Origin of the sequence: Polynucleobacter sp. AP-Titi-500A-B4 (genome assembly GCF_018688095.1) — a bacterium.
GTDB lineage: Bacteria > Pseudomonadota > Gammaproteobacteria > Burkholderiales > Burkholderiaceae > Polynucleobacter.
The window spans coordinates 1841914-1854633 of record NZ_CP061311.1 but is presented as its reverse complement, the minus strand read 5'-3'; the positions used below and the strand labels follow the sequence as shown (position 1 = coordinate 1854633).

At 45.3% G+C, this 12720-nt stretch carries 10 protein-coding genes; 4 read left to right on the top strand and 6 right to left on the bottom strand.

Translation table 11 applies throughout. From position 1 onward, the window contains the following. Positions 1-11 precede the first annotated feature (11 nt). On the bottom strand, positions 12-1013 hold the full coding sequence (locus tag FD968_RS09265; protein ID WP_215365806.1) for an aminoglycoside phosphotransferase family protein: 1002 nt from the start codon (positions 1011-1013) through the stop codon (positions 12-14). Between the two features lie 33 nt (positions 1014-1046). Here FD968_RS09265 and FD968_RS09260 point away from each other — a divergent pair, with 33 nt between their 5' ends. From FD968_RS09260 to rsmA, 4 genes are read left to right on the top strand one after another with little or no spacing between them, the layout of a single operon-like run. Beyond that, on the top strand, positions 1047-3569 hold the full coding sequence (locus tag FD968_RS09260; protein ID WP_215365804.1) for an LPS-assembly protein LptD: 2523 nt from the start codon (positions 1047-1049) through the stop codon (positions 3567-3569). Then, complete coding sequence (locus FD968_RS09255; RefSeq protein WP_215365802.1) at positions 3566-5023, top strand: peptidylprolyl isomerase; 1458 nt, start codon at positions 3566-3568, stop codon at positions 5021-5023. Before FD968_RS09260 ends, FD968_RS09255 begins: the two co-directional genes overlap by 4 nt. Continuing rightward, complete coding sequence (gene pdxA, locus FD968_RS09250) at positions 4998-6005, top strand: 4-hydroxythreonine-4-phosphate dehydrogenase PdxA (RefSeq protein WP_215368133.1); 1008 nt, start codon at positions 4998-5000, stop codon at positions 6003-6005. The genes FD968_RS09255 and pdxA overlap by 26 nt, the downstream gene beginning before the upstream one ends. A 3-nt stretch (positions 6006-6008) precedes the next feature. Then, positions 6009-6785, top strand: coding sequence for a 16S rRNA (adenine(1518)-N(6)/adenine(1519)-N(6))-dimethyltransferase RsmA (gene rsmA / locus FD968_RS09245; protein WP_215365800.1), 777 nt, complete (start codon positions 6009-6011; stop codon positions 6783-6785). Positions 6786-6806: 21 nt separating this feature from the next. Here rsmA and FD968_RS09240 read toward each other — a convergent pair whose 3' ends face one another. From FD968_RS09240 to lnt, 5 genes are read right to left on the bottom strand one after another with little or no spacing between them, the layout of a single operon-like run. Further along, complete coding sequence (locus FD968_RS09240) at positions 6807-7541, bottom strand: 1-acyl-sn-glycerol-3-phosphate acyltransferase (RefSeq protein ID WP_215365797.1); 735 nt, start codon at positions 7539-7541, stop codon at positions 6807-6809. 7 nt (positions 7542-7548) lie between these two features. Next, a complete protein-coding gene (gmhB, locus tag FD968_RS09235; protein ID WP_215365795.1) occupies positions 7549-8121 on the bottom strand; it encodes a D-glycero-beta-D-manno-heptose 1,7-bisphosphate 7-phosphatase in 573 nt (190 codons plus the stop codon). Beyond that, a complete protein-coding gene (gene glyS / locus FD968_RS09230) occupies positions 8118-10256 on the bottom strand; it encodes a glycine--tRNA ligase subunit beta (protein ID WP_215365793.1) in 2139 nt (712 codons plus the stop codon). Before glyS ends, gmhB begins: the two co-directional genes overlap by 4 nt. After that, entirely contained in the window at positions 10253-11137 is an 885-nt protein-coding gene (gene glyQ / locus FD968_RS09225) for a glycine--tRNA ligase subunit alpha (protein WP_215365791.1), read from the bottom strand. Before glyQ ends, glyS begins: the two co-directional genes overlap by 4 nt. Positions 11138-11196: 59 nt before the next feature. Beyond that, positions 11197-12720, bottom strand: a complete 1524-nt coding sequence (gene lnt / locus FD968_RS09220) for an apolipoprotein N-acyltransferase (RefSeq protein ID WP_251367562.1) — start codon at positions 12718-12720, stop codon at positions 11197-11199.

Here is a 12720-nt window from a genome sequence, read left to right as displayed (position 1 = left end):
TGATGTGCCGGTTATTCTTTTTGAGACCGTGTAGCTTCTAAAATCCGCGCCAAGGGTTTTAGTTCGATGTAGCGATTTGCAGTAGCAATGGCGTATTCCAAAACCAATGGAATATCTTTGAGGTAACCATCTTTTCCATCGCGATGAGAGAGTCTGGCAAAGATGCCGAGAACCTTGAGGTGACGCTGTAAGCCCATCCATTCAAAGTCGCGGTAGAACTGCCCAAAGTCCTCAGGCATTGGAAGTCCTACTTTACGTCCTTGCTCCCAAAATTTAATCACCCAATCGATGACACGTTCTTCTGGCCAAGCAATGTAGGCATCGCGCCACAGAGATGCTGCATCATAAGTAATGGGGCCATACACTGCATCTTGAAAATCTAATACGCCAGGATTATTTACTTCGGTCACCATGAGGTTGCGAGAATGGTAATCGCGATGTACGAAGACCTTCGCCTGCGCCAGATTATTTTCAATGATGAGCTCAAACGATTTTTTAAGTTGTGCTTGTTGTAAATCTGTTAATTCAATGCCTAGATGTTTTTTTAAATACCATTCTGGTAATAAATCGAGTTCACGTTGCAATAAGACTGCGTCATAGCTTGGTAATACATTGGGTTTGCTTGCTAATTGCATTTGCACTAATGCATGAGTTGCGTCCTGGTAGAGATGATCTGCTGTTTCGTTATTCAGTTCAGCAAGATAAGTTTTGTTACCCAGATCATTCAGCAGAAGAAAGCCTTCAGCGGAGTTTTGTTCCAAAATTTTAGGGGCATTTAGACCAGCTTCTGAGAACAGTAAATCGACCTTAATGAAGGCGTCTAATGGTTCATGTTGTGGGGGTGCATCCATGATGATCAGCGTGCCAAAATCTGGGTTTTTGGACTCAATTCGGAAATAGCGTCGAAAGCTGGCGTCTGCCGAGGCTGGTGCCAAAGTATCGAGATCTAATTGCCAGCTAGGCTGGAGGCCTTTTAGCCAGTTGCGAAGGGTATTTAAGCGAGCGTCAGTCATGGTCGATTCGTATAATAAGGCGGGTCTGGATCCATGAGTCATTATCGCCGTCGCGCCGGCCTTTGCGCCCCTCTTTTTTTAGCCATAACCCTGCGCGTAATGATGGGGGCGGTATTGCTTCAAGTCGCGCTTCCTACAAGCGCTCAAGCTCCTGCTGCCCTACCTCCAGTTTCACAGGCTACCCAAAATTTTACGCTTTTGCCCGATCGCGGAAATGTGACCGTTCTGAAGCTGGATGATCAATTGCGCGTGGGTAAGCCAATCGCCGATGGACAGGCCCTGACCTTCACCTCTAGTGATGTGATTGATGGTGTAGTTGAACGAGATATGCACCTCAAAGGTCGCGCGCAAATTCGACGAAATGGTGCCGTATTAAAAGCAGATGAAATTACCTATAACCCAGATACTGACATTGCAGACCTACTGGGTAATGCCGAGTTATCCAAAGGCAACACTACTTTCAAAGGCCCCAAAGGAAAATTCAAAGTAGATGCTCGCGAGGGCTCTATGGAGACCCCAACATATGAGCTCAGAGACACTCGTGGAAATGGTACGGCAAAAAAATTAACGATTGAAAATGCCGACATTTTTGTTTTTGATAAAGCCACCTATACCACTTGCACTCCAGAAAATATGGATTGGTATTTCACGGCAAGTAGCTTAGAGATTGATAACGAGCAAAAAGAAATGGTTGGTACCCATGGTGTGATGCGTTTCTTCGATGTACCCATTGCGTATGTTCCTTATTTCACCGCTCCAACGTCTGGAGAGCGCCGATCTGGATTATTAGCCCCAGTTGTTGGCTACAACTCTAATAACGGTTTAGATATTACTCAGCCTTATTACGTCAATATTGCCCCTAACCGCGATTTACTGTTATTGCCTCGCGAGATGAATCATCGCGGCTTTATGCTGGGTGCCTCATACCGTTTCTTGGATAAAGAATATTCTGGAGTGGCAACTGGCGAATATCTGCCCTACGACAAGCAGACTGGTACTGACCGCTGGAAATATGATTGGCAACAACGCCAAATTTTTGCTGGTGGTGTTGGGCCTGGCGGTGCCCCATTACCGGGTTCTTGGAATGGCTATGTGAATATGGCACGCGTCTCCGACAGTTTATACCCTACTAACTTTTCACAAAGTATTGCTGGACAGGTTACTAGTCAGTTTCGTCAAGAGGTTGGTACTAGTAAACAGTTAACTGGTGAGTTAAGTAATTGGACAGTTGGCGCTAAAGCGGCTAGTTTTCAAACATTACAACCTGATCCAAATAATTTAGTGCAAGCGCCTTATAACGTGCTGCCTAATATTACGGCCGCCTATAACAGCCAATTGAGTCCAGTAGTTTCGGATGCAAGCGGTAGGTATCTCGCATTACCTACGGGGCCAAAGACAACCTTCTCCACTGATTACACTCGCTTTGCTTATGCTTTGGGAAGTAACTTTAATGCGCCACCCCCAGGTGCATACACACAGGCAGATCGTACGGTCGTTAAAGGGGCTTTATCTCTCCCGCAAATTACTCCTGGCTATTACATAACGCCAACAGTGAGTTTTCAATCCAATACGTATAACGCTACCCCGTATGTATCAGGAAGCGTTCCGAACGCGCAAGGATTTACGATCCCGACATTTAGCTTGGATTCTGGATTGGCATTTGAGAGAGAGGCTTCTGAGTTGAAAGGCTTCTTTGGTCGCGATATGTTGCTCACTATGGAGCCAAGAGCATTCTATGCATTTACTCCGTATCAAAGTCAAGCCAATACGCCGGTATTTGATACGGCTGATGCGGGCTTTGGGGTGTCGCAAATTTTTACTGCAAATACTTTTATTGGTAATGATCGTATTGCGGATGCTAATGCTGCAACTATAGGCTTGACAAGTCGGATGATTGAGGCAAATACAGGCGCTGAGCGTGCTAACGTGACGCTTGCTCAAAAACAGCAATTCACGGGACAGAAGGTTGGATTAAATGGCAACATTGCTAACCCAACAACGTATTCTGATACCTTGGGTTCTGCTTCGGTTCGTCTCCTTGGCAACTTAAGTGCAGATATGTTTGGGCAGTACAACACCCAATTAAATCGTTTCGTGCAAACTACTGTTGGTGCAAGCTGGAGACCAACCCCGGGAAGAAGTCTGAACTTTGGATATCGCAATGTTTGGTCGCCCCCTATACAGGCGTCGATACAAAACAACCAAACTGCCACTGCTTCAGCAACTACTACTGATCAATATAATATTTCTGGGCAATGGCCGATTACACGGGAAGTTTCAGTCTTAGGACGCTGGGGCTATGATGCTTTAACTGTCAAGACATTGAATACCTTGGTTGGCTTGGAGTGGACAAGAGATTGCTGGACTTTCCGTGGTGCCTACTCGCAAGCTGTGAATACTTCCCTCATTACCACCACTCAGGTGCTGTTTCAGATCGAATTTAGGGGCTTTGCTAGCGCCGGTAGTAATCCAGTTGATATCATGAAGTTAAATGTTCCTGGGTATATGCCAACTTCCAAGCCTATTGCACCATCTATATATGAGAACTATCAATGACGTTTTGCAGAATTAGCCTGAAATCTTTTATTTGCGCACTGATCTTTTTGGGGATATCTCTTACCTCTGTAATGACGATCGCCCAAGATACATCAAAGGCAAATATCCTAGCTGATAGCAAAATTCGTAATATTGATGGTGTAGCTGCTGTCGTTAATACAGGCTATGTCACACGAAAAGAGATCGATGATCGAATTACGGCCCTCAAGAAACAAGGAGCAAAATTACCTGATGATGGCTCTTTACGAAAAATAATCTTAGAACGCTTGATTGTCGAAAAAATTCAGTTACAAAACGCTGAGCAAGAGGGTGTCGCAGTAACCGGTAAGGAGCTCGATAAAATTATTGGCGATATTGCTGAAAAAAATAAAATGAGCGTTGCTGAGTTCAAAGCCAAAGTCATTGCTTCTGGGAGCACCTTTGAAAAGTATAAGCAGCTGTTACGAGACGATGTCATGCTTACTCGATATCGTGAGCGCGAAGTTGAAGCAAAGATCAAAATCTCAGACGCAGAGATTGATAATTTTATCGCTGAAAGAACTCGTGCTATTGGTGGCGGATCTTCACGCTCAACCCCTGCTGCCAAAGGCGAGCCAGAAGAAATTGATGTAGCGCAGATTTTTATTCCAGTGGATGCTTCTGCTGGTGTAAGTGCTCAAGCTGAGGCAAAAAAGAAGGCTGAGCAGTTATTGCGTGATGCCAAAGGCGGCGGAGATTTTATGCAGCTTGGTGCAATGGCGGCTCAGGAGAACCCAAAGATCAAGTTTCAGGATTTAGGATATCGCGCGCCAGATAGGTTGCCACAAATATTTTATGAGGCTATTCGAAATACAGGCAGTGGTCAGGTTGCGAGTGCCGTACTCAAAAGTCCCGCTGGATATCATGTGCTTAAAGTGATGGATCGTCGATCTGCAGTTGCTGGAGCAAACCCTCAGCAGCAAGCTGCGCTACAAGAAGCTTCAAGTGGCACCCCACAAAATATCCCCATTACTCAAACCTTGTCGCGGCACATCCTATTGCGCAACCGTGCTGGCTTAACCGATCAGGATGCAGAGCGACGTCTTGCAGGGTATCGAGATCAAGTTCGAGCAAAGACTGCAGATTTTGGTGAGCTTGCTAAGAAATTTTCAGAGGATGGATCTGCGCCTAATGGTGGAAATTTAGGTTGGATGGGTCCTGGAGATCTAGTCCCAGAATTTGAGCAGGCAATGAATCGTTTGCAAATTGGCGAAGTCAGTAATCCCGTGAAGACCGAATTTGGTTGGCATTTGATTCAGGTCCTCGAGCGCCGCGAAGCTCAGTTGACTGTTGAAAAGCAACGTCAATTTGCCCGTGCTGCTATTCGTGAGAGAAAATTTGAGCAGGCTTATCAAGATTGGTTGCGCGAATTAAGAGATACCGCAACTGTCAAAATCTTGAATGTAGATGATGCCGCAAGCGCCGACCCTCGTTAATTTGGCAATCACTACCGGTGAGCCGGCTGGCGTTGGGCCTGAGGTTTCCGTGGCAGCCGCACAGCAGTTTCTAGTGGAGCAGCCAGGTGCAGCGATTACCTTGATTGGCGACTCTAGTTTTTTAGGAGTAGCGCTTGACGGCTCATCTGATTTATCTGAACGTTTAAAAATCCATAGCATTCCAGTTTCAGAGCCGGTGAGCCAGGGTGTCTTAAATCCAAAGAATGCTCAATACGTGATGAATACTCTGAATGAGGCTATTGACGGATGTTTGGATGGTCGTTTTGATGCCATGATTACCGCACCGATTCAAAAGAGTGTTATGAATTTGGCGGGCACCCCATTTACTGGGCATACAGAATATTTAGCTCAGCGTTGCAAGGCCAAACAAGTAGTGATGATGCTTTGCTCCACTTTGCCTAAGGGATTCCTAAATCTCAAGACATCAAGAGAATTGCGAGTTGCTCTTGTTACTACCCATTTGCCATTGCAGAAGGTTTCTGTTGCATTAAGTCAAGAGTCTGTACTTGACACGATTCAAATAGTACATCGTGATTTACAAGCAAAATTTGGGCTTGCTAAGCCGATGATACGGGTTGCGGGATTAAATCCACATGCTGGTGAATCTGGTTATTTAGGTCGCGAAGAAATTGAAATCATTATCCCTGCTATTGAGCAAGCAAAGAACCTGGGAATTAATGTTTCTGGCCCCTATCCTGGCGATACCATGTTTGATCCTGGTGCCCTGGAAAGTGTGGACGCATTTATTGCGATGTATCACGATCAAGGATTAGCACCATTTAAATTTGTTACTTTTGGTGGTGGAGTCAATGTCACATTAGGCCTGCCAATCATTCGTACTTCAGTAGACCATGGCACGGCTTTAGATATTGCTGGTAAAGGATTGGCAGACTCAGGCTCTATGTTAGAAGCCCTGCGATTGGCTTATCAATTGGCGCTCAATCAAAAAGAAGCGCATTGACTCATGCATCGCGCACGTAAACGATTTGGCCAAAATTTTTTACAAGATCAAGGCATCATTTATTCGATTGTGACCTTGATTAACCCCAATCCAGATATGCATGTCATCGAGATTGGTCCAGGACTAGGCGCACTTACTAGGCATTTACTAAACAATCTCGATCAACTTGACCTTCTGGAGATTGATCGAGATTTAGTCGCATATTGGAATCAGGAAAACCTGAAGGGGCTCAATGTAATTGAGGGTGACGCCCTTAAATTTAATTTCGATGAGTGGGCGCAGCATCGTTCAGAGAAAGCAGGTCTATGTAAGGTAGTGGGTAATTTGCCTTACAACATTTCTTCACCATTACTTTTCCATCTGGTATCTGCTGCAACGCATATTGATGAGCAGGTTTTTATGTTGCAAGCAGAGGTGGTTAAAAGAATGGTTGCTCAAGCTGGCAGCTCTGATTTCAGCAGGTTATCAGTGATGCTGCAGGCCCGTTATGACATGGAGTTGGTGTTAGAGGTTCCGCCGGAGGCTTTTGATCCAGCTCCTAAGGTGAATTCTGCAGTAGTACGAATGATTCCAAGAAAAGACTTCAACTTGACACAAGCTCAGTGGAACTCCTTAGAACAAGTAGTGGCTGCAGCTTTTTCACAGCGAAGAAAAATGTTGCGTACAAATCTACAGGCCTTTGCAGATCGGTTGAAGCTAAGCGAAGAGGAGCTCAAAGCTAGAGCTCAGGATATTTCAGTTGATCGCTATATTCAGTGGGCCAAGCTCTTAGCTGTTTAAACTAAGCTAAGAGTGACAAGACTATTTATAAGCGCTCGGATCAATCACTCGCATTTCAGCTTCAATCCAGCCTTCTACTTCTTGCTGCAACTCTTCACCAGACTTACCTTCAGAAGTAATTGCGGGGCCGATTGAAAAAATCACTGTGCCAGGTTTTTTCAGAAAGCTATTCTTAGGCCAGCAGCTACCGGCGTTGTGAGCGATTGGAATCACCAAGGCCCCAGTTGCGCTTGCCAAACGTGCCCCGCCCTTGCGGTATGCCTTAGTAGAGCCCCTTGGTGTCCGTGTGCCCTCTGGGAACAGCATGATCCATTTACCTTCGCTTAGGCGCTTGCGTCCTTGGCTGGCTACAGACAGTGCTGCGGTTTGTTTATTGGCGCGATTAATATGAATCATTTTCAGTAAAGCCAAAGCCCAGCCAAAGAATGGGATCCAGAGTAATTCCCGCTTAAATACAAAGCAGAGTTGCTTGGGCAGCAAGGCAATGTAAGCAATCGTTTCATAGGCAGACTGATGTTTGCTGAGAATAACGACGGGTTGATTCAATACCGTACGCATATGCTCCATGCCACGAATCTCATAATGAATATCACAGAGATGCCATAGCATCCAAATGACTACTTTGTTCCAAACGCCTATAAAGCGATAGCGATTTTCTGGACTGAGAAATGGAAATGCCAGCATGCACAGCACTGACCAAATGGGAGTGAAGACTAGTAAAAATAATGCAAATAAAGCAGAGCGAATGAAGACCATAAATGTCCTAGGCTTGGTTTTCTAGCAGTGAAGTTGCAAAAGCCATGAGATCAGCATGAATCTGAGTCCCCTCGGGCAGTCCACCTTTGGCAAGCGTATTTTGACCTTTGCCAGTCAGTACCAAATGAGGCGATGCTCCTAGTACTATTCCCGCTTGAAGGTCACGTAGAGAATCTCCCACTATTGGAACGCCTAACAAAGGTTGGGTGCTATTCGTTCTTTTGTAACGCAGGGCAATCTCTTTCATAAGGCCGGGTGCTGGTTTGCGGCAATCACATGCATGAGCATCTGTATGCGGGCAAAAGAAAATACTATCAATATTTCCGCCTAAGGGCTGCAGCAACTTTTCCAGTTTGCTGTGCATTGCGTGTAATTCAGTAATAGTGAAATACCCACGCGCCAATCCAGATTGATTAGTGGCAATGGCAATTTGATAGCCTGCTTGGTTGAGGCGGGCGATAGCCTCGAGGCTACCTGGTAGTGGTACCCACTCATCTACAGATTTAACGTAATCATCGCGATCTTCGTTGATCACGCCATCGCGATCGAGAATAATGAGTTTAGAAGAGCTGGTGCTCATGCTAATTTGCCGAGATCGGCAACGAGATTCATTTTCTGGTGAAGTTGTTGCAGAAGCGCTAAACGGTTATCGCGAAGTTCAGGATTAGGATCCATGACCATAACGTCCGCAAAGAACTGATCAATTGGCTCACTCAAGGCGACAAGGGCTTTTAACAACTCTACAAATTGACGTTTGTCATAAGCCGCGTTTAAAGCTGGAGTAACTTGTTCCAAAGCCTGATGCAAAGCAATCTCAGCAGGAATCTGCAAGAGCTTATTTGAGCAACCTATAGGGATGGCGGTAGTTGTTTTCTTAAGAATATTACTAATACGCTTATTGGCTGCGGCTAATTGAGCGGCTTGCGGTAGGACATTAAATTCACGCAGGGCATTTAAGCGCTCTATGAGGTCATTGATCTGTGCTGGGGACTGGCTTAGTACTGCGTCAATCTCCGCACTTGTAAAAGGCTTGCCAGCGATGGATTGATCTCTTAAGTATGCGCGTAGACGATCGATGATGAACTCATAGATATCAGCGGCATTTGCTTTCTCTTGGACATCTTTCTGAGAAAACTGTGAGCGCGCTAGTTCAATTAAGTCGGGCAGGCTTAAGGAAAGATTTTTCTCTAAGAGCAAGCGGCAAATACCGAGTGCATGACGGCGTAATGCATATGGGTCTTTGTCACCAGTTGGTGCTAGACCTACCCCCCAGATACCAACGAGAGTTTCTAACTTGTCAGCAATTGCGAGAATGGTGCCCGCTTGAGACTTTGGCAGAGTATCTCCGGCAAAGCGTGGCATATAGTGCTCGCTACAGGCTGCAGCAACCTCTGCATTTTCTCCATCATGTGTCGCATAGTACGAACCCATGATGCCTTGGAGTTCTGGAAACTCTCCAACCATATCAGTCAATAAGTCTGTTTTGGCAATTTCTGCAGCGCGACTAGCTAGCTTTTCATCGGCCTGGAGTTTTTTGGCGATACCCGTAGCAATGCCTTGAACGCGCTGAGTACGATCGAGTTGATTGCCTAGTTGGTTGTGATAAACCACTTTGCCTAAATCCGCAACGCGAGACGCTAAGGGACGCTTTTGATCTTGTTGGAAGAAAAAACGCGCATCCGAAAGACGTGGGCGTACAACACGCTCATTACCAGAAATAATGGCACTTGGTGTAGCGGTCTCAATATTGGAAACAATCAAAAAGCGATTGCGTAATTTGCCATGTTGATCCGTCAACGCAAAGTATTTTTGATTCGTCTGCATGGTGAGAATCAAGCATTCTTGGGGAACTTCTAAGAATTCTTGATCAAACTGGCATTCATAAACAGCTGGCCATTCAACGAGTGCTGTTACTTCATCCAAAAGGCTATCAGGCATTAAGACCAGATCATCGCCAGCAGCCTTTAGCAGAGCGGCCTCAATTTGGGCGCGGCGTTTATTAAAGCTCGGGATAACCTTAGCCTTGCTTTGAAGATCATTTTCATAATGATCTGCGGCGCTCAGGGTTATGGTGCCAGGCGCCAAGAAACGATGACCCTCAGTTTGATTGCCGGCGACAATACCAAGACTGCTAATGTTGAGAACGGTGTTGCCATGCAAAGCAATAATGCGATGGGCTGGGCGGGCAAATTGAACATCCGCTAATTGACCATCCTTCTGTTGCACCTGGTAATGCATCATTTTGGCAATCGGTAATTTATTCAGTGTTTGCTCAAGGGCAGTTTGAGCCGTTTGCTCAAGGGCGGCGCCTTTAGCCACCACATTGAGATAGAGTGCTTCATTCTTACCTTCGCCTGCCTTTTCTAGGCTTGATAAATCAATATCTGCATAACCAAGTGCCGCTAATTTTTTGAGTAGCGGAGGGGTAGCTTTACCTTCAGCGTCATAAGCAATACTAGTAGGGAGAAGCTTCTCTCTAACGGGATAATCTTCTGCTTGACCGAGTACATTACTCACTTGAACGGCTAAACGGCGCGGAGTGGCGAAGCTAGTAACAGTGGATGATTCTGTTGCTAAGTTGGCAGACTTCAGAGCATTAAAAATACCTTCGCTAAAAGCTTCGCCAAGACGACGCAAGGATTTAGGAGGCAATTCTTCTGTAAAGACTTCAATCAATAAGTTGGCTGATTGAGAGTTTGAATGTGATGTGCTCATACTTTAGGTTGCCGTTGACACATAGGAAAGCCAAGCTTCTCACGGGATTCAAAATAAGCTTGGGCAACTGCACGCGATAGGTTGCGAATGCGACCAATATAGGCGGCACGCTCAGTCACAGAGATGGCACCACGTGCATCTAATAGGTTAAAGGTGTGGGCAGCTTTGAGAACCATCTCATAAGCTGGTAATGCCAAAGGCACTTCCATTAAACGCTTTGCTTCACTTTCATAATTACTGAAGTTTGTAAATAGAAGATCGGTGTTCGAGTGTTCGAAGTTATAGCAAGACTGTTCTACTTCGTTCTGGTGATAGACGTCACCATAAGAAATGCCATCCGCCCAAACGAGGTCATATACGTTTGAACAATTTTGAATGTACATTGCTAATCGTTCGATGCCGTATGTGATTTCGCCTAAGACAGGTTTGCAATCTAAACCACCGACTTGCTGAAAGTAAGTGAATTGGGTCACTTCCATACCATTGAGCCAAACTTCCCAGCCTAGACCCCATGCGCCTAAGGTTGGGTTTTCCCAATCATCCTCAACAAAGCGAATGTCATTCTCTTTGAGGTCAAGACCGAGAGCAGCTAAAGATCCTAGATAGAGCTCAAGAATATTTTCTGGGGCAGGCTTAAGAACAACTTGATATTGATAGTAGTGTTGTAGGCGATTTGGGTTCTCACCATAGCGACCATCTTTGGGTCTGCGTGATGGCTGAACATAAGCCGCTTTCCAAGGTTCAGGTCCAATTGCTCGTAGGAAGGTGGCGGTATGGGATGTGCCTGCGCCTACCTCGAGGTCGATGGGCTGCAATAGGGCACAACCTTGTTGGTCCCAATAATCTTGAAGTTTGAGAATGATTTGCTGAAAAGTAAGCATGATTAACCTGGCTAAGCCATTGATTTTACATGGCTAGAGTACTACTGAGTCAAAATTGACTAAAAACGTCTTTGGCGAATAAAGCCCCAGATCAGCAGTAAGCAAGAAATACTCAAAATCGGGAAATTTCCCCAAATAACATATGGGGTTTTTCCAGCATAAGCCTGCACTTGGGTGCTTAGGCTTGCTTGGGTAAATTCTGGAAGAGATTGCAACACCTTTCCATCGGGACCTAAGACGGAGGTAATTCCAGTATTAGTAGCGCGTAAAGCTGGCAGTCCTGTTTCAAGCGAGCGTAATTGCGATAGTCGCAATTGTTGGGTAGGTGCCTGAGATTGACCAAACCATGCCAGGTTGGTCATATTAATTAAGAGATTGACAGGTTCATTGCTGAGATTGATACGAGAAGCTAATTCACCACCAAATACATCTTCATAACAAATCGTGATGGCAGCGCGAACTGCATCTTGATTTTTCCGAACGATGCTAAAAGGTGCTTGATCAAGACTGCCGCGTGCAAAGTCACTTAAAGGAACATTAAAGGCGTTGATAAACCAATGGAATCCGGGCGGTATAAATTCGCCAAAAGGAACTAAGTGTGCTTTGTCGTATTGATATGCAGGCGTATTCGGCGACAGTCCAGTTACTCGATTGGTATATTGCATGCCTTTGCTGCTGGGGACTTCACCAATAAGGCCAACCAGTAGATTGCTTGAACTGGTATTGGAATAATCCTGTAAGTAGTTGAGCAGGCCAGGCGGCAAATTATTTTGAGGCCAAGGAAAAGCAGTCTCAGGAATGACGATGAGATTTGCAGACTCTTTTTTGATTTGCGATACATAAAAATCGATTTGCTGAGCAATGGCCTGTGGATTAAATTTTAGTGTTTGCTCAAAGTTTCCTTGAATAAGGCGAATGCTAATAGGATCGCCAAAAGGTTTAGTAAAGCTGATTAGCCCAGTCAGTTGAGTAATGCCAATGACACAAATCATGATGGCAGCACTGAAGATGGCACGATTCTTCAGTTGGAATAACTCCCAAGAAATCCACACAACCAAGAAGGTGCATGCTAAGCCACCAAACAGCGGCGCAATTGGGGCAAAAGGCCCATTGATCTGGGATTCTGCAAGACCCATCCAAGGAAAACCGGTAAAAATATAACTGCGCAGGAATTCCATCACAACCCAACTGGCAGCCAATAACAGTCCGGTCACCCGCGTTTTTCTAAATAGTGAAATTGCCAGGGTTGCTACAGAAAAGTAGAACGCCATATATGCCGACAATAGAAATACTGCGGCGCACGAGAGCAGGGGGTGCATACCACCAACATCGTGTAGGCTGATATACAGCCACCATAGGCCAATAACAAAATATCCAATGCCAAACGTGAGACCGGATACAAAATGCGTTTGAAGTTTTGAAGAGTGCTGAAGATTTAAACGCCACCAAACCAAAGCCAAGATGGGAATTTGTATCCAGCCGCCATAACTAAGCTCTGTAGCACCAGCCAGTAATGCACCTAATATAAAAAGTATTAGTAGCGCTAATGCATTCATACCTTTAGGAGATTGCTGATCAACCAA

Coding starts and splice junctions, on each gene's coding strand:
- pdxA (WP_215368133.1), top strand. CDS start 4,998: ATGCCGCAAGCGCCGACCCTCGTTAATTTGGCAATCACTACCGGTGAG.
- glyQ (WP_215365791.1), bottom strand. CDS start 11,137: ATGCTTACTTTTCAGCAAATCATTCTCAAACTTCAAGATTATTGGGAC.
- gmhB (WP_215365795.1), bottom strand. CDS start 8,121: ATGAGCACCAGCTCTTCTAAACTCATTATTCTCGATCGCGATGGCGTG.
- rsmA (WP_215365800.1), top strand. CDS start 6,009: ATGCATCGCGCACGTAAACGATTTGGCCAAAATTTTTTACAAGATCAA.
- FD968_RS09260 (WP_215365804.1), top strand. CDS start 1,047: ATGAGTCATTATCGCCGTCGCGCCGGCCTTTGCGCCCCTCTTTTTTTA.
- glyS (WP_215365793.1), bottom strand. CDS start 10,256: ATGAGCACATCACATTCAAACTCTCAATCAGCCAACTTATTGATTGAA.
- FD968_RS09240 (WP_215365797.1), bottom strand. CDS start 7,541: ATGGTCTTCATTCGCTCTGCTTTATTTGCATTATTTTTACTAGTCTTC.
- FD968_RS09265 (WP_215365806.1), bottom strand. CDS start 1,013: ATGACTGACGCTCGCTTAAATACCCTTCGCAACTGGCTAAAAGGCCTC.
- FD968_RS09255 (WP_215365802.1), top strand. CDS start 3,566: ATGACGTTTTGCAGAATTAGCCTGAAATCTTTTATTTGCGCACTGATC.